General features: G+C 36.3%; 24 protein-coding genes. 22 read left to right on the top strand and 2 right to left on the bottom strand.

Features of this window, described 5'->3' with window-relative positions; all coding sequences use genetic code 11:
• From KSU66_RS19605 to KSU66_RS19525, 17 genes are all read left to right on the top strand, one after another.
• Positions 1-296 (top strand): M23 family metallopeptidase (locus tag KSU66_RS19605; RefSeq protein WP_269053149.1); only part of this gene is annotated, 296 nt, incomplete at its 5' end.
• A 275-nt stretch (positions 297-571) separates the two neighbouring features.
• On the top strand, positions 572-1,282 hold the full coding sequence (locus KSU66_RS19600) for a hypothetical protein (RefSeq protein WP_269053148.1): 711 nt from the start codon (positions 572-574) through the stop codon (positions 1,280-1,282).
• 269 nt (positions 1,283-1,551) lie between these two features.
• Positions 1,552-2,607: a replication-relaxation family protein gene (locus KSU66_RS19595; protein WP_269053147.1), complete on the top strand. Its 1,056-nt coding sequence runs from the start codon at positions 1,552-1,554 to the stop codon at positions 2,605-2,607.
• A gap of 73 nt (positions 2,608-2,680) precedes the next feature.
• The gene (locus KSU66_RS19590; protein ID WP_269053146.1) at positions 2,681-2,887 is read left to right on the top strand and encodes a hypothetical protein; all 207 of its coding nucleotides are present in this window, start codon (positions 2,681-2,683) and stop codon (positions 2,885-2,887) included.
• Positions 2,888-2,892: 5 nt separating this feature from the next.
• The gene (locus tag KSU66_RS19585) at positions 2,893-3,387 is read left to right on the top strand and encodes a hypothetical protein (RefSeq protein ID WP_269053145.1); all 495 of its coding nucleotides are present in this window, start codon (positions 2,893-2,895) and stop codon (positions 3,385-3,387) included.
• A 334-nt stretch (positions 3,388-3,721) separates the two neighbouring features.
• Positions 3,722-6,790 (top strand): hypothetical protein, encoded by a 3,069-nt coding sequence (locus KSU66_RS19580; RefSeq protein ID WP_269053144.1) that lies wholly within the window; start codon positions 3,722-3,724, stop codon positions 6,788-6,790.
• Positions 6,791-6,989: 199 nt separating this feature from the next.
• Positions 6,990-7,862 carry a GIY-YIG nuclease family protein gene (locus tag KSU66_RS19575; protein WP_269053143.1) on the top strand — a complete coding sequence of 291 codons (873 nt, stop codon included), beginning with the start codon at positions 6,990-6,992 and terminating at the stop codon, positions 7,860-7,862.
• Between the two features lie 182 nt (positions 7,863-8,044).
• Positions 8,045-8,311: a hypothetical protein gene (locus tag KSU66_RS19570; protein ID WP_269053142.1), complete on the top strand. Its 267-nt coding sequence runs from the start codon at positions 8,045-8,047 to the stop codon at positions 8,309-8,311.
• 172 nt (positions 8,312-8,483) lie between these two features.
• Positions 8,484-10,211 (top strand): type IV secretory system conjugative DNA transfer family protein, encoded by a 1,728-nt coding sequence (locus KSU66_RS19565; RefSeq protein WP_269053141.1) that lies wholly within the window; start codon positions 8,484-8,486, stop codon positions 10,209-10,211.
• A 107-nt stretch (positions 10,212-10,318) separates the two neighbouring features.
• The gene (locus KSU66_RS19560) at positions 10,319-11,140 is read left to right on the top strand and encodes a S1 RNA-binding domain-containing protein (RefSeq protein ID WP_269053140.1); all 822 of its coding nucleotides are present in this window, start codon (positions 10,319-10,321) and stop codon (positions 11,138-11,140) included.
• A gap of 61 nt (positions 11,141-11,201) precedes the next feature.
• The gene (locus KSU66_RS19555; protein WP_269053139.1) at positions 11,202-11,939 is read left to right on the top strand and encodes a hypothetical protein; all 738 of its coding nucleotides are present in this window, start codon (positions 11,202-11,204) and stop codon (positions 11,937-11,939) included.
• Positions 11,940-12,319: 380 nt separating this feature from the next.
• Positions 12,320-12,799: a hypothetical protein gene (locus tag KSU66_RS19550; protein ID WP_269053138.1), complete on the top strand. Its 480-nt coding sequence runs from the start codon at positions 12,320-12,322 to the stop codon at positions 12,797-12,799.
• A complete protein-coding gene (locus KSU66_RS19545) occupies positions 12,796-13,119 on the top strand; it encodes a type II toxin-antitoxin system RelE/ParE family toxin (protein ID WP_269053137.1) in 324 nt (107 codons plus the stop codon). The genes KSU66_RS19550 and KSU66_RS19545 overlap by 4 nt, the downstream gene beginning before the upstream one ends.
• Before the next feature lie 507 nt (positions 13,120-13,626).
• A complete protein-coding gene (locus KSU66_RS19540; protein ID WP_269053136.1) occupies positions 13,627-14,907 on the top strand; it encodes a RecT family recombinase in 1,281 nt (426 codons plus the stop codon).
• 2 nt (positions 14,908-14,909) lie between these two features.
• Positions 14,910-15,695: a hypothetical protein gene (locus KSU66_RS19535; RefSeq protein ID WP_269053135.1), complete on the top strand. Its 786-nt coding sequence runs from the start codon at positions 14,910-14,912 to the stop codon at positions 15,693-15,695.
• Positions 15,696-15,764: 69 nt separating this feature from the next.
• A complete protein-coding gene (ssb, locus tag KSU66_RS19530) occupies positions 15,765-16,241 on the top strand; it encodes a single-stranded DNA-binding protein (protein WP_269053151.1) in 477 nt (158 codons plus the stop codon).
• A gap of 84 nt (positions 16,242-16,325) precedes the next feature.
• Positions 16,326-17,030 carry a PD-(D/E)XK nuclease family protein gene (locus KSU66_RS19525; protein ID WP_269053134.1) on the top strand — a complete coding sequence of 235 codons (705 nt, stop codon included), beginning with the start codon at positions 16,326-16,328 and terminating at the stop codon, positions 17,028-17,030.
• A 298-nt stretch (positions 17,031-17,328) separates the two neighbouring features.
• Here the strand turns inward: KSU66_RS19525 and KSU66_RS19520 are convergent, their stop codons facing one another.
• A complete protein-coding gene (locus KSU66_RS19520; protein WP_269053133.1) occupies positions 17,329-19,179 on the bottom strand; it encodes a DUF262 domain-containing protein in 1,851 nt (616 codons plus the stop codon).
• 512 nt (positions 19,180-19,691) lie between these two features.
• Here KSU66_RS19520 and KSU66_RS19515 point away from each other — a divergent pair.
• The 5 genes from KSU66_RS19515 (at position 19,692) to KSU66_RS19495 (ending at position 22,679) form a co-directional block, all read left to right on the top strand.
• Positions 19,692-19,907, top strand: a complete 216-nt coding sequence (locus tag KSU66_RS19515) for a hypothetical protein (protein ID WP_269053132.1) — start codon at positions 19,692-19,694, stop codon at positions 19,905-19,907.
• Positions 19,908-19,922: 15 nt separating this feature from the next.
• Positions 19,923-20,285 (top strand): hypothetical protein, encoded by a 363-nt coding sequence (locus tag KSU66_RS19510; RefSeq protein WP_269053131.1) that lies wholly within the window; start codon positions 19,923-19,925, stop codon positions 20,283-20,285.
• 120 nt (positions 20,286-20,405) lie between these two features.
• Positions 20,406-21,068: a RadC family protein gene (gene radC / locus KSU66_RS19505; protein WP_269053130.1), complete on the top strand. Its 663-nt coding sequence runs from the start codon at positions 20,406-20,408 to the stop codon at positions 21,066-21,068.
• A gap of 680 nt (positions 21,069-21,748) precedes the next feature.
• Entirely contained in the window at positions 21,749-22,015 is a 267-nt protein-coding gene (locus KSU66_RS19500; protein ID WP_269053129.1) for a hypothetical protein, read from the top strand.
• Between the two features lie 145 nt (positions 22,016-22,160).
• Positions 22,161-22,679 (top strand): hypothetical protein, encoded by a 519-nt coding sequence (locus tag KSU66_RS19495; RefSeq protein ID WP_269053128.1) that lies wholly within the window; start codon positions 22,161-22,163, stop codon positions 22,677-22,679.
• A gap of 146 nt (positions 22,680-22,825) precedes the next feature.
• On the opposite strand, the gene KSU66_RS19490 is transcribed toward KSU66_RS19495, so the two are convergent.
• On the bottom strand, positions 22,826-23,596 hold the full coding sequence (locus tag KSU66_RS19490) for a DUF1829 domain-containing protein (protein ID WP_269053127.1): 771 nt from the start codon (positions 23,594-23,596) through the stop codon (positions 22,826-22,828).
• Positions 23,597-23,606 lie beyond the last annotated feature (10 nt).

The following is a 23,606-nucleotide window of genomic DNA, read 5'->3' as shown; positions in this document are numbered from 1 at the left end:
ATAATGACCCTATCCTTTCAGCCCAAAGCGGTAATGTTATTTTTGCCTCTGGAACAGGTTGGTCAAACGGATACGGGCTACATGTAATCGTCAATCACGGTGAAGTCACTACTTTGTATGCCCATCTAAATTCTACGCAAGTAAAAATTAATGATGTGGTTTCTCAAGGGGACGTACTCGGCACATGCGGTTCAACGGGAACATCAACCGGAAATCATCTACATTTTGAAATAATTCGTGCCGGTGGTAAAGAAGATCCGATGCCGTATTTAACGGAATATACGGCCGTTGATTAGCAGTAAATATACGGTGTTGATTTGTCCGACGTTAATCGGTGGTGTAAACATTGATAGAACAGCGTTTCGGATAAGCAACGTCGGACGTTGAAGAAGATGAACGTCCGACGTGAAAGTGCTCTACAAACGTTGCTGTTATAAGGTTCTGAAATCCTAACGTCAGACGTTGGGTTATTCGTGTTGAAATAACTTTATAAACGTCCGACGTTGAGTTACAAGAATGCTTCTGTATTAAGCGTTTAAGATGTGAATTTACGTCCCCAAACAAGAAAGGAATGGATTTAGTGGAAGCTGAAAAGAAGCTGCTGTTTGAGCAGTTGAAAAACATTGAAGAAATGAAGGTTTACCTAATGTTACAAATAAATAAGTTAGGCGGAAATGATACTGCTATTAAAAGAACGTCGGTATATCCAATGGCGAAGGTAAAACCAATGGTTATCAATGGTTATCCAATATTTCAATTTTCTTATGAAGGTGCTCTTCCGCTCTATAAAGAAGCTGATAGGGACTACCTGGCAATGGTTAGGCATTATTATTTTCGTGCAACCCAAGATTCATATGACTTTACGAAGATTAATTATCGGTTTGATGATTCTGTAATTATCATCGCTCAATATTATGAAAATAAGATAATTCGTGATTTGGACAATCGAAACCGAAAGCTTATTCAAGATGCAATACGGCATACAGGACTAATCGGGGACGATTGCTGGTGGCGGGTATGGAACGTTGATATAGGGTTACTGGATCCAAGGGGAAATCATGTGCAAGTCTTTGTAGTTTCGCAGGACAATTTCGAGGAATTTATGAGCTATTTGAAAGAAGAGTATTTTCATTTGGCACACATACCCGAATCAACATTGCAGGAAGAAATATTTGAAGAATATAGAACCGAAGTGGAGAGGGAAAAGAGAACAAAAGAAAGAAAGGAGAAAGAACGGTTGAAGCGTTCATCAAATACTAAACCAGGAGATTTCTGGGGTTAACCATTCGTTAAAGTTTGACTATTGTACCCCAGTTAAAGTCCCGAATTTTAGGTGCAATATAAAGGTTTTTTTAGAACCCCTATATTGTACCCAACAGGGACGAAATATTGTACCCGGTATAAATGGTTAAACGCAAGTGGTTATTGGCTTTAGTGAATTCTACCCGAATTGGACAAAACGGAGAGGTTTAGTTGAATCAATTCGTAGCGCAGTGTAGAAGTGACCGAAAATAAACAGCCGGGGCGAACAATCAAAAAGGAGGGAAACGCATGTCGAAGACGCGCAATAAACAGGTGGTGAAGGTTCTGCAAGCTCGTGATATTGAGATACTAACTGGCCTCTACGAACATCGTGTGTTGAGTACGGAGCAGATCATGCGACGCTACGAAATGTCACGGTGGTATACGTATAAGAAATTACGAATCTTGCGTAATTCAAGATTTATCAGCACCCACCCGATAAGTGGGTACCTTGCGAATCAAAATAGACAAGGCTCTTATCATCGAATTAGTGAAATAGGCATCTCCTGCTTAAGAGAGCAGGGGGTGCCAGTTGAACGAAGGGCCGATGAATTACGAGTGAATATCCGGCGTCTACCGTTTCTACTATCCACCAATGATGTGATGATTGATTTAGAAAGATACGGTTGGAAGATGAAGGACAGCAGGGGTGTAAAGGAGAAATTCGAATTAAACCGTGGTGCAAACGTACAAGGCATGTTAACAAGTCCTGGCGGCACAGAGTACTTGTTCTACATGTTTCTACACGGCGTGGGAATGAAGAATTTGATGAAGATAACAAAGGAAATACGAGATTTCGGGCATCCAAACTATATCCTATTTGCTAAAAGTGCAACCAGCTACAGCACAATTGTTCAGCATCTATCAACAAATAATTCTATCATCGTTAAGTGTCAAAGCCTGAAAATCTTCCCATATACATTCGCGAAATACTATTTACGCTTATTTGAAGATGAAAATAATGTCATGAAGTTTCTCGAAGACTATGACATCTATGACCTGTCTTTTAAAACATCTTCTGTTAGCAATAGCAATAAACAATACGATGGTTTGGAGCGAATAGTTAGACACAGTGGGGAGGAAAAGTATCTTGTGAATCTGCTAGATACGGACTTGGTCAAAGTTTATAACATTAAACAATACCGAAAAGAATTATTTAAATTAGACGGACGGAAAGTGCTAGTAATAACTACTCCAAATACACGAGATATGCATGAGCAGTTATTAGAAGAGATTCATCACGTAGATTACCTTGAAATTGATTCCGGGGATCTCGTCGACTATCTCTCAGCAATCCAATTGTAGAGCTCCATAAACACTGTTCTTTAAAATACGTTTAGAATGCACGTTATTAAAAAATACGAAAGGGGAAAATAATATGCAAAATACAAATCAAGTTATACCTGAACTACTGGAGATGACAAAACTGACCGCACACGAAAAGGGGCTAAACAACGAAATAGCGGTCCATCTAGGTGAACAAGAGCAAAGAAGAATGTACCGAACTATGCGCGAGCTACTAGCTGATGAACTTGTATTTGTGTTGAATCTGGAAGTGTCGAGTGCCCGAAGTAGAGAGGGGTGATCTAGTTGCAAGTAATTATAGTGGTGATTAGCTTTCTATCGGCAGCGTTGGGTGTCACAATCATGTACAACGCTGTCTATATCCCTTCGGCAAAATTGATCTTGATTTATGGACTGATAGCTCTGGTCACCTACTTCATCATCAAACAGGTACAGCAGTCGAAACATAAGAAGTTGGATAAACTCATGTCAATCAGTATGACGTTGTTCGGATCCATGTTCCTTGCTAGTCTCGTCTATTCAATCTGGGACATGGAAAAGTTTCTATCTCGATTAACAATGATGAAATTAACATTAGTGTTGATTGGCATAACCGGAGTCTATCTGAATATCGTCTTCATACGTGCCGAAATCTCCTACAAGAAAAAGCGAGGGAATCAGCGAATTGAGGAACAGCCGAACAAAAGTTATTTTGAAAAACGTAAAGAAGAAAAAGAAAGAATTGAACGTGGAGATGTAAGAATAATGCTAGGAGAATCTACTGATAATAACGATAATTGACAATCACTTATTAATGAGTGACAATTCATTTAATAACGTATGAATTTAATTATTACTTTTTTCTAATTCAATAATGAGGGCCAAGCTAATTGTGAAATCCTAATGCGAAGTTTTTCAGGGATAAAGAGGTTGATTGACAATGAGATTAGGATGATTTATTGGAATTAATAGAGATTCCTTTTAGTCATGAAGACCCTGAGGACAGAAGTTAATAATTCGGTACTACTGTGGGATAAGTAATAAACTTATCTTTTTTTATGAAGCCATTTCAAAATCAATTATTATCCATGTGATTGCTATACGAGTAAAGGCACTTAAAATAGGGGGGAGAAAATTGAAGTGGTATGAATATATAATCTCTCGTACATTTTTAAAGATAACAGATGAAAAAGAAAGAAGAGAACAAGATTCCTATACTAGTGATATGAAAGAAAAAGAGCGATTTTCAGATAAGGGATCTTTACGCTATAATAAGACGATGGGTTTTTTTGACTTTATCGAGCCTAAGAAAAATGTCCATTTTGTTACCACAGAAATTAGTATTACTGAAGAAAAATGTAGGATGATTATTAGTAAAACTGCTAAATCTATTAGATCGGAACCATTCGATTACCCTTGGGATGCAGAGTCTGATTGTTCATTTACGTTAGATTATTATAGGGATTTAGGTTTCACAACTGAAGTGAAAAGGGAAGTACCGATACTTATAGCTGATTCAGATATTTGTTGTCCATTTTGTTTAAATTCAAGTTCAATTAAAACTTGGGCTATTAACAGCTATAAACAGGAAATGATTGACTTACCAAATATAATTATGATAGCAAAAGATCTAGATGGATATAAGACTGATTTAACCATTAAAGATATTGAAACAAATAAATACTGGTGTCCAATTTGTAATAACGGGATAGATAATGCCAATTTATTAATACTGAAAAATTTTGAATGGAAAGCTAAGTTTCTGAAAGAAGAAAACTTGGCCCACCATACTTCTCCACACATTGAAGCAATATCCCAAAAGGAAGAACGGAAACCAATGAAAAAGAAGGCTGTATCATTCACAGACCCTAGAGAAATCATTCAAAAACCACTAACAAAAATTTTAAAAGACCAGTATCAAGGATTAGTTGCAAAAGGGACTCAAACAGTTCGAACAAAAAGTGGATTAATTGAAGTTTCGAAATGGGTTTCATTGAAAAATGAGTTACCCATGAACTTCAAACTTAATTCGGAGCCATTTACAACATATAAAGTAAATGAAAATCACTATATAAGAAATAAAAGAGACAAAAATGAGTACCCTATCATTTATGTACCTATAGATGAATTATTAGTAAACTCTTATGACGAGCGAGATGAAGAAAAAGTAAGTGAAGTTAAAAAGATGTTCCATAAAGGAGAATTGCTAGAACCAATTCCATTAACTGTGGATAAAAGAGTTATAAGATTTGTACATTTGGCTATCTTTTCATTTGAAATGGGTCTAACACATGTGCCTGTAATTATAAGTGGAGAATTTACAGCAAAACGAATACTTGAAAAAACGTACAAAGAACAAGTCAAAACTATTCAAGCCGGGGAGGCGCCGATGATTAAACAAGTTGCCGATCAACAACCGCATGCTTATGGAACATTTGTAAAAAAGAAAAACAAACTATACAGAACAGAGGCATATATTGAATGGGGAAATAGTGAGGAAATTTTAGGTACTGTAATTATGCTTAACCCGGGCAGTGCCTCATTAAAAATTAATACATTTAATGATGAAGTACCGGTCCACAATGAGTTGAAAATAGACCCAACAATGAAATCACTTATTCAGATGTTGGAAGCATTTCATAATGAAACAGGAAGAATTAAAGGAAGGTTATATATTTATAATTTATTTCCTTTACAGAATCCTAAAATGAGTAAAGCCATGAACGAACTTGAAGAATTATGGTTAGAAAATGAGCCACTCGTAAAATTCTTACCTAAATCAAAAGATCAATTAGTCAAACAAGTAGACCAGTCTCCCTGGGTGTTATTAGGATGGGGTTGTGGGCCCAAAACACCTAATTTAACTGCTTTAATAGACCAGTGGTTGGACATTATCAACCAAACCAAAACACCAGTCCTGGGGAAAAAGGGGAAATCACCTTTGGATTACCACCACCCAAGACCTCAACTTCAAACGAAACAAATTGAATATCAACTTGAACTCAAGCGGCAATTCGACCAATTAACTAAGGATAAAAGAAAACAAAACTATATAGGAATTCAAGATGTATCTTGGAAGCGTCATTTAGAAAATTTTCAACCGGCTGAAGATTTTTATATCGGCCCGTATAGATTATTATTATTTAACATTGATATTAATGAAAAAGGATATTATTTACAATACAATTATCGGTTGATTTGCTTTGTTGAAGGGCTAAATGTACCTATACTAGCATTAAATCATGAATCATCACATTCAAAAACAAGTTATTTTGGTGCTTCGTTTGATAAGAAACTTCTAAATCTAGGTCCGGCATCCAAATCGATGACACTTATTGAATTTAGAAAATGGGCTTTGCAAAACATTTCATATTTCATTGAAGATATAGATACTAAAGAGGTTTATGAAAAAATGAATCAAAATTTACCTCCAACGAATTTATTTAAAAAGCCATACGATGAACTTATGGAAAAGCGAATTGAGCAATTTGCAAAGCAAATCATAGAATTCCAAGACCGTTATGAATATTGTTTTATCCCGTCCTATGCGGAAAAGTATGGTGATTTTAATATTCATGGTGTACCAATAGATGGTGTGAATACAATTATTGTGGAATTAAAGGATGAACTAAAACTGTTATCGGTTGAATTTGATAAAGAACATTTCACGATTGAACAAATCATTATCTGGCTACAACAGATGGGTGTATATATTGGAAACAAATACAAAGCTAACCACTTTATAGAAGACGGCTATCGTATTATTAATGCTTTCAAATTCACAGGTCATATAATGGCACTTTATATCAAAGGTAAGGAAATTCTTGAATTAGATACTGAAGAACTGGAAGAAATAACTGAGGATTACGGGTTGAAATATGTGAAAGTTGATCCAAAAAAGTCGAAAGGATTAAATTTAGAGCTGACGATACTATTAAATTATGAACGAGTTCTAGAGATACCTAGACTTGAATTTGACCGTGAAAATGACAGGGTTATTTCGAATGGAAATTTACTAAGAATAGATTATATTGATGCATACAATAATGGTATTGGTTTTTATCGATATGATGACCTGGAACCAATTGTTGTAATTTTGGACCAGAAAACGACTGTCGAAATTAATATATTTAAAACAGAGAATAACCATAAAATTTGTAATATTGAGCACCATTATATTATTGATCTTGATGTAATTGAGTAAAGTATTTGTAACGTGTTAATATTGATGGATTTATATTGCTTTATTAAGCGTTTTGACAAGAACTAATATTATGTTTATCCATTTATAAATCGGTTTATACAGCTAGGGAATTAAATCTGAATGCGGTAAAAATATTTGGTGGTTTATTTCTGATTAATTTTAATGAGGTAAAGTAGCAATATAATTTGGAGGGGATAGCTTGTCGGGAAGTTTAATAAGACTATTTCTAGTAGATGGTAATCCAAATGGACTTAGAACAGTAGAAATATCGAATATGACAATATATACAACAGTATTTCCAAGGACAAAATTAAAGGATTTCTTAACAAGGAACGAATCCAAAAAGCCTGGTTGTTATATATTACTAGGTAACGATATCGAAAATCTAGATAAAAAAATTGCTTATGTTGGTGAAGGTGAATCTGTTGAGACAAGATTGAAAAGCCATTCGCATGGAATAAATCAGAAAGATTTTTGGGATGAAGCTATTGTATTCACTTCAAAAGATGATTATATAACTAAAACTCAAATTCAATATCTTGAATCTAAAATTCATAATTTAATTGATCAGGCAAAGACGGCAGAACTTGAAAATAGTCAAAAACCTTCTAGTCCTAATCTCTCTGAAGTGGATACAGCAGAAATGGAACATTTCTTAGGTGCTATTAGAAAAATATTATCATCTGTAGGGATCAATATACTAGAACCGAAGAGAATTGAATCAAGTGTAAAAGTAGCAAAGGAAGTAAATATTTATGAATTTAGTGTAAATAATGCAAAAGCTAAAATGAAAATTGAAGAAGATAAGTATATAGTTCTTCAAGGATCAACGGCTGTTATCGAAAATAGGCCTTCTGCACAACTTGCAATTAAAAAGATGAGAGCCTCTTTGATTAGTAGTGGAGTGTTAGAAGAAGATAATGACAAGAATTACTATGTATTTACGGATGATTATATATTTAATAGCCCAAGTTATGCAGCAGCAGCTGTAGCTGGCGGATCAGTAAATGGCAGGAGAAATTGGAAGTATAAAGGAAGAAGTTTGAATGATATTGAGTTGGAAGAGTTGTGAAAAATTACTATATAGATGGAGTTTGTAACTAATAATTTATAAGCTGCTGAGTGATTTATTTCAGCAACAATCTAGAATTAGTAAACTAAGTATAAAGTTCTTATACAAAACACGTTTCGTTCAGCAATTTGAATGAAGCGTGTTATTTTTATTGCCAATTTTACCAAAGGGGGAGTCGTAAAGTGTTTTTCAAACCTAAAATCTGTAGAAAGAAGCTGTATATCTTCCCTGAGGTAGAAGACCATATAGCCGAGCAAAGCCTAACCGAATTAATCGAGTTGGGTTTTCTTGTACTTGAAACATCGCTCATCTTATTAAGGAAAATGAATACCGGCAACTACAAAAAGGATATGCAGTTTTGGAGGAAGCGTATTTCGCACAATGTTCATGCGCTACCTGAATTATTATGGGGTGACGGTCAACATACGAGTCAGTCAGCTGATAATTAAAAAACAAAGTGAATCAGACTTAGAATTCCTCAGGTTCAAGATCTCGAAAATAATTCAAACATTGTTCAGCTTTGAAGAAAATAACCATGTTCTATTCATAATGGAACAGATTCATATGTACTTCGGGAAGTGGGATCGGATAAAAAGCTGATAATGGAAGGAGTTGTGGCAGATGGGAATGCCGATTGTATGGCAAGGAAGCGACTGTTTCACACATATGCTTGCTGTTGGTCCAACAAGGTGCGGTAAGACAGCGACAATATTGAAACCAATAATTTATCAACTGTTACTTCAGAAGAAACGAGGTGTCCCTTTGGGTATATCCGTTGTAGAACCAAAAGGTGATGTAGCAGCGATGGTTGCCGAAATGTGCGAGGAAATGGATATCCCGTGTACGCATGTTGATCCTGAAAAAACGAATTCAGCTAGATTTAATCCAATGGAAGGTGACACGGACACAGTGGCGGAGGCAACAGTCGTTGTACTAAAAGGATTGTTCGGAAAGCAGGATGCATTTTTCGCTACTGTCCAAGAACTTTCCGCACGTAACGTTACGAAATTATTGAAAGAATTACACGGCAACAACATGGACATTATTGATGTGATGAATACGCTACGTGATCAAAACGTCTTACAGCAGAAAGTATCTGAACTGAAACATCGTGATGGTATGACAGATTTGGTTCACTTCTTTGAATCAGAATTACTAGGGAGTATGCGTGAGAAATATCAGCAATTTGTCATTGGATTAAGAGCACAACTCGAAAACATTGTTAGTAACGAATCACTAAGAACAATCATGACAGGCAAGAGTGACGTGAACATTGACAAGCATTTAGCAACGGGTGGTGTCCTAGCGGTCAATACCGCACTTGGCAAACTAAGGAAAGCAGGTGATGCATTCGGACAATTTATGATCATGCATTTACAAAATGGCACATTTAGGAGGCCGGGAACAGAAGATACACGTATTCCACATTTTTTGATTGTCGATGAATACAGTCGCTATATTAATCCAGACGTAGAAATCTTCTTATCGCTCGCTGCCGAATATCGGGTAGCGGGTATTTTTGCGACACAATCTCTTGGCCAACTTGAAATTGAATCGGGAAGTCTTGGTCCAAAGGCAATGAAACAAGCAATTCTTACGTCATGTCGAAACAAAATCTGTTTTGGCGGTATATCTGCACAGGATGCGCAAGATTTTGCAGATGAATTTGGTAAAGATAAAGTGATTATGCGACAAAGCACATACAAGAATAGAATATTGCTACCCCGATTGTTTCCTGATTCTTATCGGGATACGGAAGACGAAGAATATCGTTTTGATCCGACAGACTTAATGGATGGAATACCTAAATTCAACTTCGTTCATAAACTCTTAGAAGACGGTACCCCACAGAAGCCGGCACTAGCGAAAGGCAACTTTGTCCCACGAAATTGGAAGGAGTTGAGGGAGTGGGAAGACAAAACAACTTTTAAAAAGGCGAAAAGTAAAATGACTAAGAAAATCACGAAGGAGAGTCTATTTAATCGTTTTCGCACACTAAAGAATAAGAGAAAGGTGAAAGAGGCTGAGAAATTACACGAGGTACTATTAACAGGTATTAAAACGAGTCCTATCAAGGAGCCGGAGCTTGAAGCATCTATTTCGGAAAGTCTGGATAATAGAACAAAAGCAGGCAGAGAATCAGTAGAGGAAAAGGATTTACTATCAGCTATAACTATTAATAATAGAGAGGGGGCTGGCCATGATTTTATACAAACACAAGAACAAAGAGAACCTTTATCAGTATCCAACACTGTTAGTGAAGAAAGTGGCGATGTTCAAGTGAAGACAAGTACTAAAAAGAAGGAATCTAGTAATGTAGTGAAGTCGAACGATGGATTTTGGGATTAGGAATAGCTAATTAAATTTAAAACACCTTTCGTTAATCGACTCAAATCGGTTAAGGAGCGGTGTTATTTTATTACAAAAGAATAAACAATTGAAATGGAGAGAATAAAATGACAGAAAACAACATGCAGGTTCTAATTGAAGGTTTTGACCCATCGAAAGTACAAACGGAAGATGAATTTAGTAATGATTGGAAAAAGGTTTACGGTGCTTACCAAAATAATTCAATCTTACAGGCTCCGATCACTGGAATTGAAACGTTGCTTGATAAGCCTTGTGCTGTTGTAACCCTTAGTAACATCCGTGGTTTCATCCCACTGGAGTTTACGGGCGCAGCTAACTTGCGACAGCTTCGAGCGATGACAGGACAGTCGGTAGCATTTAAAGTGCTGAATTATGATCGTGAAGCGGAAGTGTTCACTGGATCACGTATCGCAGCATTGGATCAGATGGCTTCAATCACATTAAAGAAGATTGATATAGATGATGAAATCATTGCCGTTGTCCGTAGTGTCAGCCCATCACTTGTTCGGGCAGATATCGGTGGAATCGAAGTGAAAATCCCGCTGGAGGAAATCAAATATGGTTGGATTGACGATTTAACGGAAGAGGTTAAGCAGGGCGATCACCTGAAAGTTAAAGTCTTGGAGATTAATAAAGAAGAGAAGAAAGTCGTGGTCAGTGCGAAGGCGACGCAAGAGAACCCATGGTTGCGTTCAATTGGTCGATACTCGTCTGGTAATGAATACGTGGGCGAAGTTTCCGGTGTACGTGAATACGGTGTGTTCGTCAATTTGGAAGCCGGTGTGGATTCATTGGCCCGTCACTTGAAGTTCCAAAATGTTAAAAGGGGTGATCGGGTACTGGTCCGTGTGTTAGAAACCGATGCAAAGAAAGAACAGATTCGTACACGTATTACGCGTGTACTGTAAAAATGTTGGGGGTATGTCAAAGTGCATCCCCCTTCCATATTAAAGCTAGAGGAGGATACCAATGCCAATTAGCCCTTATTCATTATCGCATGAATGGAACTTGCACTGGACACGGATACCGTCTAATGTACGACAATCAAATTATATCAATGGTGAATCACCGAAAGAACGTAAAGCATTAGAGGCACTTGCAGCAGTTGGAATAATCGAGGGAGCACAGCTCATTCGGTTATTTTCTTTGGATAAGAAACGACTAAAACGAATGGTTACGGAAAAGAAAATAGTAAGGCATGAATTGAAAAGAAATATACAGGCCATACCGATTTTTACACTTGGGATAAATGGGGCAGTCATTGCGGGGCTGAGTGAGTGCTTTGAGATTAATTACTGGGTTGAATATAAAACTGAGGATGTTTTGAAACGACTTCTATTCTTTCAGTTGTTTCAACATCTTCCTAACGCAAGGATTTTGCCGGCACAAGAACCGTTCAGTGGGTTGATTCAGTTTCAAGGTAAGCCGATTTATGTGTATGTTGTACGAGGAGATGTAAATGATTTGCTTATGTATTTGAAGTGGAATGGCAAACACTTTAACGAGCGTCTTATCCTTATTACTGAATCAATTCAACATTTAGAATGGCCGAAGGTAAGTGCTGAGAAGCTTAAATTAAGGGTAGCTCTAGATATGGATTTACGGGATGACACTAAAGACCTTCCAAAGGTCTTTTATTTTTTGGATGAATCCGGTAAGTTTATTAGGGAGATAGAAAGGGTGGAAGAATTTGGGGCAACCTTGTGATATAATATTCTAAATGCCTGTAAAAAATTAAGAATTATCTTGAGCCAAATCAGTGAGAAATATAAGTAAATGGTAGCAAGTAAAAAACAACTCAGCTCTTAATTATGAAAAATCTATAACAGTTCCAGAAATTCTAGACGAAACAAAGTTAGTAATAGGATAAAGTGTATTTGTAATCTATTCATCCCAGGTGGGTTCATGCTTTATTCATCAAATATCGCTTGGGGTGTTGTTTATGGAATGGTAAATGATTAATCACGGTCATGCTAAGTCAAAAAAAAAGCAGTAGCTTCGACGAGTCTTATGCAATAGCGCCTTCAAGTTTCTGTCGTATAAAGCTTAGTATTAAAAGCTGTCTGAATTGTATAAAGGGGAAAATGGTGAAAAATAAAATGAAACTGAAAAATAAACTGGAACTGAAAAATAAACTGGAACTGAAAAATAAACTGAAAGATATAATTTCAAAATCTCCTTTAATCGAAACCTTAATATTTGTGGGCTTCGTTATAGTATCGGGAATACTTTGTGGCTCTTTTGTCAATGAATTGACCGTTGCAAATAAGATTGTATGGAAAGACTCCTTTAAGATATTACCGACATATTTGATATTCATCTATACTTTTTTTATTTATCAATACAATAAGTTTTTATACAACGAGCGTATGGACATCACCAAGTTCTCAGATGAAATTTACGTGGCTGCTTATGTTAAAAAATCACTATATCCTGAGCTAGTAGAAAGTTTTAAGAAAGATATAAGGGACGGAAATACAGATAACTTTAATAAGTTTGATGATCTAATAGATATCAAAGCACTTATGAATAGGGATAACAAAGATAAAGGAAATGATAAGTTATGAAAGATGTATTGGTAACTAAAAAAATTACGGAAAAAATAAAAGGCATTGCTCATTCAGGCGATAAAGCATTATTGAGAAAATTGATTTCTATTGTAGATAATCTTGGAAGTATAGATTATAGGGGACAGGCGAAAAAGGTTTTTAGTACAGACAATATATATGTTCTTAGAATTAATAAACGCTATAGATTGTTTTACGCAATTGAAAAAGATGAAAATAATCAAGAGATTATTCTTTTATTGGATATTGTAATGAGAAAGAATAATGAAAATGAATACATTGACATTCAAAACATTCTTAATGATTATAAAAGTGAATGAAATTAAATGTACTTTTACTAAACGTCAAGATTATAAATCAAACTTATAGATTTGCTATTAACTGACTTCCATTCGATTTGCTATCTATTTTTGAATTGGATATAGTATATACATATTTAAACAGTTTTCAAGTCACCATTTTCCATAGGTGAAAGTCGTTAAGCCTTTGTATCAATACTAAAGGAGATTCGACACAAATGTTTAGCCTTTGTATTTTCATTCTCTTTGAGAAAAGTTAGGCAGACGTCTTACGTCACAAAATTGCTTTCTGCACACTAGATACTTACGCATTATTTGCGTGATATATATTTAAAAGCCGATTGATCCCATTTTGGGTGATGTCGGCTTTTTTTGTTTCAAAAATCAGATAGGAGTGCTGCAATGAAATGACAGGAGAACAAAACAACTTTCGTTTTCAGTTGCAGTAGGTTACATAAAAGTCGATTGATCCCTAATGGGTGAAGTCGGCTTTTTTATTTATAAAAAATACAAAAGGAGATGGTTTAAGTGGAAAAAGTATTGACGTTTACAAATGAACAGAAGTCGTTGATTTGGAATCGATTTGTTCAGCCAGCAAAAGGAACGCAAGAAGAGGCGAACCATTTTATTGAAGTGTGTGAAACGTTTGGCTTGAATCCTTTGCTAGGTGACATCGTTTTTCAACGTTATGAAACAAAGAATGGACCGAATACATCTTTCATTACTACTCGTGATGGGTTGCTTCGTGTAGCGACTACGCAAGAAGGCTATGTAGGCCCCCCCAACGCTAACGTAGTACGAGAAGGAGATACATTCGAGTTCATCCCTTCAGAAGGAAGTGTGCGGCATGAGTTCGGTCAGAAACGTGGTCCTATACTTGGTGCTTATGCAGTCATGCATCATAAACGTTTTAGGCCTGTTGCCGTATTCGTAGATTTTCAGGAATACTTTCAAGCGAATTCAGGCGAACTTAATTCGAGGTATAACAATAAAAACGTTTGGGACAAAATGCCCTCGGCTATGATCCAGAAAATAGCTGAAGTCTTTGTGCTTCGTCGTCAGTTCCCTCTGGGTGGTTTGTACACGCGTGAAGAAATGTCGCTCGAAGAAAACGATAACGGTAATAGTGGAAATGCAGACATTCCGAACCAGTCTAATCCAGCCCCAGAAAAACAAACCGAAGTGGCTGAGCAGCAACAAACTCCAGTAGCACCTGTTCAACAGCCAAAGGAAACCGCTGTCGAAGGGGTATTCATCCTACAAAGTTTTGAAAAAGGTGTAAGTCCACAAAATGTTCCGTTTGCAAAATTGAATGTAATGAACAAAGCAAGCAGTGAGGTAAGCCTTGTTTTGGTAAAAGAGAAAGAAGATACAATTGAGTCCCTAAGTCATGTTGAAACGGGGCAAGAGTTGTCTTTGGTCATTAAAAATGAAAGTGGTTTTAACTTCCTTGAAGCGTTCACGCTGATTCAATCGAAGGAGAAAAATGTTCAAGAGGAATCAGTACCCGAACAAACAGAAACTGTTCAAAAGGAAAATCAATTAGCCTCTGATTCTGCTGATCCAATAGAAACATTCATCATGGAAAAGTATGAACCAGGTACAACACCAGGTGGCATAAACTTCGCGAAAATGTATGTAAAGAACATTACAGACAACAAGCAATCAATGGTTTTTGCACAAGGTGAAGAAGCAGTTGAAAAAACGAGGCACCTTTCACAAGGTAGCGAGTTTGCAATGCAGACGCGTATTGAAAACGGATTTACATTTTTTGTGAAATTAAGAGATGCAGATAAAAGGAGTGCTTGATTATGCTCCCAGAGATTCTGACAGTTGCAGAGGAATATGGGATTACATTCAATCCCCGGTATCTAGGTAAAAAGGAGACGCTTTGTAAATGTACATTTTGCGAAGAGGATTCAAAGCCAGGAAAGGGTAGCAAGTATTACCTTTCTTTAAATACACAGGATCAAGTATATAAATGTTGGTACTGCGGTGTTTCAGGTGGTGTTTTGGACTTTGAAGCAAAGTTATCGGGTATCTCCTACAACAAGGTACGCGAAAAATACTTTGGCAAAAGGAAGAAACCTGTACATCCTGCTGAAAGCTTGAATACACATCAGCTTCGGTTAATCGGGTGGGCTGAATACAAACGAAATGATCGTTATGAATTCAAAATGAACCGGGAATCGGTTTTAAGAGATTGGAAGAGTTATGAGCACGGTGAGCTGGTAAAACACTTTGCCTTGTTTATGGTAGTCGCTCACATTGAGAACCAAGCAGAACGCCAAAATGAACTTCTTCAATATGTCATTCAGTCATGTCATAAAACACAGATTTATTTGTTGTTCAATCGACTGTTGGCTGAATATATGAAAGATGAAGAGGAACGTACTAGCTGGGCTAAAGAAGGTACTGAAATAGGGCGAGCAGCCTGGAAAGTATCGTTGTCAACTTATGATTTCCGAATGGAAAAAGTCGTGTGCAATGTTGTATTTCTATATCACTTGCTGGTAATGGATCAAATGAAAACACCCATAAAAGCAGGGTGTAAAAAGGAAATAGTTGTGAATGACAAAATGTCTTTCGCAAATTAAAATATCCGTCACCCTTTACGGAGGAGAAATAGGGACGTGGCTGTAAATCAGTTATGAGAATAGGAGAACATTATGAATAACGTGAGTCTAGTAGGTCGTTTAACGAAAGAACCAGAATTGAAGTATACACAAAACGGTGTGGCAGTTTGCAACTTCACACTTGCGATCAATCGTCCGTTTAAAAATGCGAAGGGTGAAAATGAAGCAGACTTTATCATGATCCAAGTTTGGAGAAAGTCAGCTGAAAATGCAGCGAACTTCCTTAAAAAAGGGAGTCAGGCAGCTGTGAATGGTCGTATTAATACTCGACACTATGAGAATGACAAGGGAGACCGTGTATACGTTACAGAGGTAGTTGCTGACTTTGTACAGTTCCTGGATCCTAAACCACAAGGTCAGGGCAATCAACCACAGCAAGGACAGGGAAGCTACCAGAAACAGCCTAATCCCTATGTTGGTAACAGTAACGCCCAAAATCATAATAGTAATCAATTCGAAACAGGTGGAGGTCCTATTGCGGTAAGCGATGATGACCTGCCGTTTTAGCCCTAAGAGTATTTAGTAGTAGGAGATTGGGTATCCAGTCTCCTTTTGTTTATTGAAAACTGAAAGAAGAAAGGAGAGATCTTATTGATTTACTCTTTTTCGCGTTTAAATCTTTACACAAGCTGTCCTTACCGATTCTTTAAGAAGTACATTGAAGGATATGAAGAACCGACCACCTATCCATTAGCTTTGGGTAAAGGTGTTCATAAAGCAGTGGAGGATAAAATTAATGGGGTGCCTCATTTAGAAGCCGTTTTAAACGGGATGATTGAAGCTGAGTTTCATTCAGAAGTAACTATGGATGAATTATCGCTGCTGGTGAGTCATGCGCCATTAACAAAGGATATGGGGAAGACAGAGATCCATTTTCAACTACTTTTATCCGATGAAGATTCAGCCCCGATGTTACAAGGGTATATTGATCTTGTTTCATCAGATGGAAGTAAAATAGTCGATTGGAAAACGAATCGTGTGAGATACAATGTTCGGGACAATCATCAATTGGGACTGTATGCATGGGCGATAGGACAATTAAAGAATAGACATACGGTTGAAGGCAACTTGTATTTTCTCCGGTTTAGGAGAGCGAGTAAACACGTTTTTAATCGGTCTGACATGGAAGATTCACGACAATGGGCTTTGCGTGTAGCAAACGAAATCAATTCCAAACGTGAGATTTTAGACTTACTACCAGATGAAGCGGAAGAGTTATTCCAATCAACACCTTCTAGTAATTGTAGGAATTGTCCGTTTGCGATTGAATGCTATCGCAAGTTCAGTAGTTATTAAAAGTAGAATAAAGAACAGGATTAACACCGATGTGGATTTATATCCTTCGGTGTTTTTCTTTGTTCAATTTATTGAGGGAGATATTTACATGACTATAATTACAATAACGGAAGCAGTCGCAATTATATGTGTAGGTGGCGGCGTTGCTATCCTGTCGTATTTGTTTGGATTAAATCAAGGGAAGAAAACAAATACACTCTGAGTCGTAAAACTACAATTAAAACAGAAAACAGACAACCGATTACAATACCGGTTGTCCGTTTTCCTTTGATTTATAAGGTAGTGAGAAGAGTTAGCATTAGTTTTCAAAGTATTCAACAGACCATAGCTTTTCACAAATGCGCTGAACAAGTTGCTGTCTATCTTCAATATCATTACTTTTAAAATCATTATGAGCTTTAAAATTTAAATCCTTGATAATTTCCGATTTTAAAAAGTTAGGGTTCTTAGCATAATACGCTGAATTTAATGTCTGTGCATATGTGTTTTCTTTGATATAATGCTTCACTTTATCATCGTATTTATCACTACTAAAGGATTGATTTGTTCCAGAAGGTAAAAGAATAAGTGCACCTAATAAATTTCTCCACCTTTGGAAGTCATTTTCTTGATCAAACTCATCAGAATGCTCTTGAAACTTATTCGCCCAAATGTGTTCTATCTCAAATTGTTTACCGGTAGGATGATGGTATGACACATAAGTAGTATCTTTGCCTACTATATTATCTATATAGCTAGATATACGTGAAAGTAAGTGTTTTACAAACTTCCTGTTTTGTCCATGTAATCCAAACTCCAGAACGCCTTGCCAATCTTCCTGAATTTTATTAACTTCATTAGTTAAATTTTGTCCTAATAAATCGAGATTGTTGCTCCTAATCAACTTAATGATATTAAACATTGTATATTTTATAGATGTCTGGCTGAACTTGCGATAGTTAATGGCTCGCCTTACTGTAAACGTTTCTATATATCTAGAGACGAAATCAATTTTCTTCATAATTGTAGCATCTGTATCCCCGATATTAATAGATGCTAATAACAAGGGATCTTGTAATGATTCTGCGATTCCCCAGTTATTAATATAGGTTGCATGTGGTATTGCAGGGGTATATTCTGTTTGTGCGTCCCATATCTTTAGGTACCATTTAACCATAAAGGGAAATTCATTTTTGAAGTAAGTGTAAAACTCATCAGATGTGTTTAAATCTAGTAATGTTCTATGGTTGTCCTTAAACCAGTTATGAAAACGTGACCCAATTAGCTCGAAATCTTGATCAATAGATCCTACTTTCCCTGGTCTTATTGATACAGCGTACTTTCCTCTAAACCAAGCTTGGAAAAAGCTTTGATCTGCATTGTCATTATATTGATGGAGCTTTTGTATTTCTCTTTTCCATAAATCATTAATTTCTGTTCGTTGTTCTTTATTTTCAATATTAGATAAAACGTATCCTTTAAGCATTTCTGTCGCAGTTAAGTTTAGGCCCCGGTCATTCATCGTTTCAAAAATAGTGTACGCATTCTCATTTGAGTAGGCTATTATTTCAACAATAACTACATTTTCTATTAACCAGTCAATGAAAAATGGTAATATTTCACGGGTTAATTCATCTGGAAATGTTTGTACAATATCCTCATATCGATACAACATATTTTGAACAGTCTCATCATCATTTTCACTTAATGTATATTCTCCTGTTTCAAACAATGATTTTAAGCATGGCTCTCTCATTTCATCAGTCATATTAAAAGACTTCTCTCCAAACTTTTCTGAAAAGATAAGTTCGCTTATAGAAACTTTATGGTCACTGTTTTTTTGCAGGTGGTTTAAATAAATCAACAACAGCGTAATAGATGTAATGCGTTGCTGTCCATCTACAATTGATTTTTTACCACTATCCGGACTAATACTGAAAACTACTGGACCTAAATAATAACTTTGATAATTAACAACGTCTTTTCTTTTATCTTCTGTACTATAGGATTTTAAAAATGTGGATGTTAAGTCTTCTATTAAAAGTTTAATATGTTTTGATTGCCAACGATATTCACGTTGAAAATAGTCAATCGTAAACTTTTGATCTTTCAATAAACTATTTATCGTTGTGTCGGATGCTTCAATTTTATTTTTTAGTTTTTGGCTCATTTTTTATACCCCTTTACATTAGGATTGCTTTTGAGAGTATTATCAGTTCATTGTGATTCGCTCGCTTACCACAACTATTCAAATACTTATTCTAAAGTTAGTATATCAGAATTACCATGAAACTCCATTTCTGAAAAATCGGACTGGTTATATACACGTTTCCCAAAATGTTGCGACGCCTACTTTTATTTGTTAAACTTAAACTATATTCTATTAGTTTCCAAGTCATCGTATTTTGATGAAAGTCGTTATACCTTTTCATTATACAAAAGGAGATACGACACAAATGTTGTAGCCTTTGCATTCTCGTTTCGAGAAAAGATGGGTAGATGTAATTGTACGTCACAAAATTGCTTTCGAGCATATTCATATGGGTATTTACGCATTATTGCGTGATATATATTAAAAGTCGATCGAATCCTTCGGGATATGATCGGCTTTTTTGTTTTCAAAAATAAAAGTGGATGGAGTGATTTAAATGGTTGGAAAACAATTAGAAAGTTTAATTTCCGATGTTAAAAAGGGGGGGGATAAAGAAATCATTCATCTGTTATGTGGATGAAAAGAAAGAAAGGAAATTCCTTGTCTTTAAGTTTGGTGGTATCTACCAACTTGATTGCAAAGGAGAAGTTAAAAAGCTGAACCAACTTACAGACATCCAAGAGATCTTCTTGTCCATTGAAAACGGTGATGTAAAAGTTATTGGTAGTGGAAATATTGGAATCTAAAGGAGGAGTTTAATCATGGTACTAGCAAAGACAGAAGAAATTAAAAGCATGGATCATGCAATAGGTTTAGGCAAAGAAATTGAACGTGTCGAGGCAGCATTAAAAGCAATGAAAGCAGAACTAAAAGCGTTCGTTGATGTAAATGGTCCTGTTGATACCGGTGACGTGATTTGGGATTACAGCATATCCGCATCATGGAGTTTCAATGAAGACGGGCTTAAAGAATTAGCACAGAACATGGTTCTTGAAGGTGTTAATCCTTGGAAAGTGTTAAACATTACAGCTTCTAACCTAAAGAAATTGGGTTGGGATGATACCGTTGTAGCAAAAATGGGCGAAAAAAAGGAGACGCGAAGGTTCGCATCTCGTAAAAAGTAAATATTTAAAAACTGTAGATATATCATAACATAAAAAAAAGCCTTCCACCAGGCAAGGAATGAGTGGCACATGAACGCTAGTGCCACTCGGCGCTAGCTTTGTGTGGAGAGGACTATAAAAATGATCACAACAAAATATATTACATCTGCTCGTGAAGCAGTCGCAACATACGATGCAATCGGTTCTGAAGCGGTCATAGAGCTACAGGACATTCTCGCTGTCTTAATCGGGCCATCTTCGACACCTGAAATTACAGGCTGTTTAGCGGGTCGTGGGATAAGGAATTTAGTAGAAATGACCGTTTCTGAATTGGAAGAGGTAGGCATGACACATAATGAAGCTTTGAAGGTTCATTCGGGAATGCTATTAGCTAAAAAAGTACGTAATGTTGGAAAGAATGAAAAGCGTTACACAATAAGGTCTCCAGAAGATGCAGCATCTTATCTAATGGGGGAAATGACATCACTAACGCAAGAACATTTCGTAGTCTTATATCTAAATGTAAAGAATGAAGTGCTTCATAAAAAGACCATTTTTATTGGCTCATTAAATTCATCAATAGTTCATCCTAGGGAAGTGTACAAGGAAGCTGTGAAACATAGTGCGGCATCTATAATTTGTGCACATAATCATCCTAGCGGTCAGCCCAATCCTTCACAGGAAGATATTGAAGTGACGAAAAGATTGGTTGAGGCAGGTAGTATGATGGGCGTAGAGTTGTTGGACCATGTAATTATTGGGGATCATCAGTTTATATCACTTAAGGAAAAAGGCTATATGTAAAGGAATTTGTCGAAGAGCGTATTAATTTACGCTCTTTTTTTGTTTGCTAAAACATAAAGAATCTCTTGCAGCTAGTCGTGGTATGAAATGTAGTTAGCCCCTTAATGAGAAGGAATTGGTGCTAGGCGGATTAAGTGAAGGCTAAAAAATATATTAAAACTATGGGAACAAAAAATATATAAGTGGATATAAAGGAAGTGAGCTATAAAAAATAGCGCCTATAAATAAGTTAAATAAACCGTAAGTCTGTAATTTAACCTGTGCTCAACCAAGATCAGACGCAATAGAGAACACAGTACATCTACGAATATCGGTTGAAACATGGCGCATGTATATACTTAAGATACAGCCTGTTAAAGGTAACAGTGATTGGTCACTTACTCCGAGTGCTTTCGATGGATTAACGTACGAAATAATAAATAGACCTTACAAAACGTCGTGACTGCCAACATGAGTCGTGGTAAACGCAATATCTTTGTTGGACCTGGTACCGGGGCAGTAATTAAATAAGGGGTGACATAATTATCTGTTAATGTTATCCTTAATAGGATGATTCGAATATTATTGTACAAGAAGAGGCGACTACCCATAAATTTGGGCGGTTGCCTGTTTTTATTTGTTCAATTATAAAAGGGTATTGAGTCCTCTTGTCGAATCTTGTTGGCGGGAGGGGATAAATATTGAATTGTCTAAAGTGTGGAATACCATTCTGCGAAGATGAAGTATTCATGATTAAAGAGGAAGAAGTAGAACCAATCTGTGACGGCTGTGACTTATCAGGCGAAATATATTTAATTACATATAACAAAGAAGAGTTTGCGGTCCAAGCACAAAATCAAGAAGCGGCAGTGGAGAAATGGAAAAACTATGTACAGTGGATGGAACTTGCTGTGCCGAATGAAATGCCAATCGTCAATAAAGTTAAGTATTTCTTGCCAGCTGAATAATAAAAAAACACTCAGAATAAACAAATGGCGCTACTCGTGAGTAATCTCATTTAGTGGCGCCTTTTATTTTTATTTGCAAAGTTTTAATTCCGCCTTTATGATGTTGTGTCAAGACGATTCTTAGAAAGAAAGGAGTGACTAAACCATGAGTTGGTCGACATCGTCGCGCAATACTTACCCTTGCAGTTGTGGTGAAGGCACATATACAGTTCATGTTGAAGTGGATGATTGGAATAGACAAAGGGATAATCGAGTAATACATTGCCCGGAATGTGCTAAAAAAGAAAAGGAACATGAGATGGAAATAGTAAATGAAAGAAAACGTTTGCGGGAACTAGACGAGGAAGTAAGGATATATTTTGCCGAGCATTACATGGAACAATGGGTTAAATACTTTGCTCCAACTAAAAATAAGAAAGAAAAATGGACGCTAGCGAATGATATGGGTATTGAAGGAGGTAGTATATCCACTTTTTATAATCGGTGGAAATCTAGGGGAATGGATGAATACATTAGAAGTCTTGCGAATTATAACAATATGCATAAGATTATCCAAGTATTACATATTGAAGATAGCCGTTTGAGCTCCAAGACCCAGCAAGCTTTGGAGTTGGAAAAGAGAGAGCATTCAAGGGCGGTTAGTAACTGGCATAGAAACCGATAAATAAATCTTGATAATTACTGATATGCATTAACAAGAAAAGTTGACTGCTCTTAATTCTTTTTCATTTCTTTTATCCGTTAGATTGATAATTTTGTTCTTTTTCGATTGAAAGAAAAGCCCTCTAAAAGGGCTTTTAACTATCCAGTTCAGATAACCCTGAGCTTGTCAACCCAATCAAAACGTTTAGACCAAGCCAAAACCTCAACATCATAATTATTTAAAGAACTTAAAAACTTATCGGCTATAGGGATATTACCATCATTCGCTAAAACAAAGAAATCCGAGTCGGGTCTTGCATCCCTTACATCAATGAAAGAAAATAATGGGGGAGTATAATTATCAGCAGACGGTGTATTGATGGCCCTAATTAATTTTTCGTTTTTCTTTTTTGTACGTGGTAGAGCAAAATCAAAATTTTGTTGATTACCAGATTTTCCAATAAACCCCGGGTCAGGAGTATAAAACACATTATTATCTTCGAAAAATGTAGCAACGTCCTCTGTGAAGATACTGGCCACTGTATTTCTTGCCGTTAGCAACATGTCAGATACTCTGAGAATGCATTGAAGTAAGTTGTTTTGTTTTTTCGGATAGTCATCCAATGAATCGAAAGATACACAAAGCTCATTTGTTTCACTATTGAATGCAACTCCAAAAATTTTAAGAGTAGTATTAAAAAACTCTTTTCTCTTTTTAGCATTATTGACATTAACGCCAAGCATTTCGAGTTCATTTACAATGTGCCCATCATCTGAGATCATGTATGTACCGTTTTTTTGGTGAGTGAAAAATAGCTGGATATAATCGTGATGCATATCAACGAAAGGCGTAGTGATTTCGATGAAGTCACTAAAGTCTTCAAGTATTAGTTTTTTGTTATTCCATTGGTCATATAACAATTTCAAATCCTGTATCATCAAAACAACC

The sequence above is a fragment of the Sporosarcina sp. G11-34 genome, assembly GCF_026931025.1.
The sequence above is the reverse complement of the archived record's forward strand: the minus strand, read 5'-3'. Positions and strand labels throughout refer to the sequence as shown.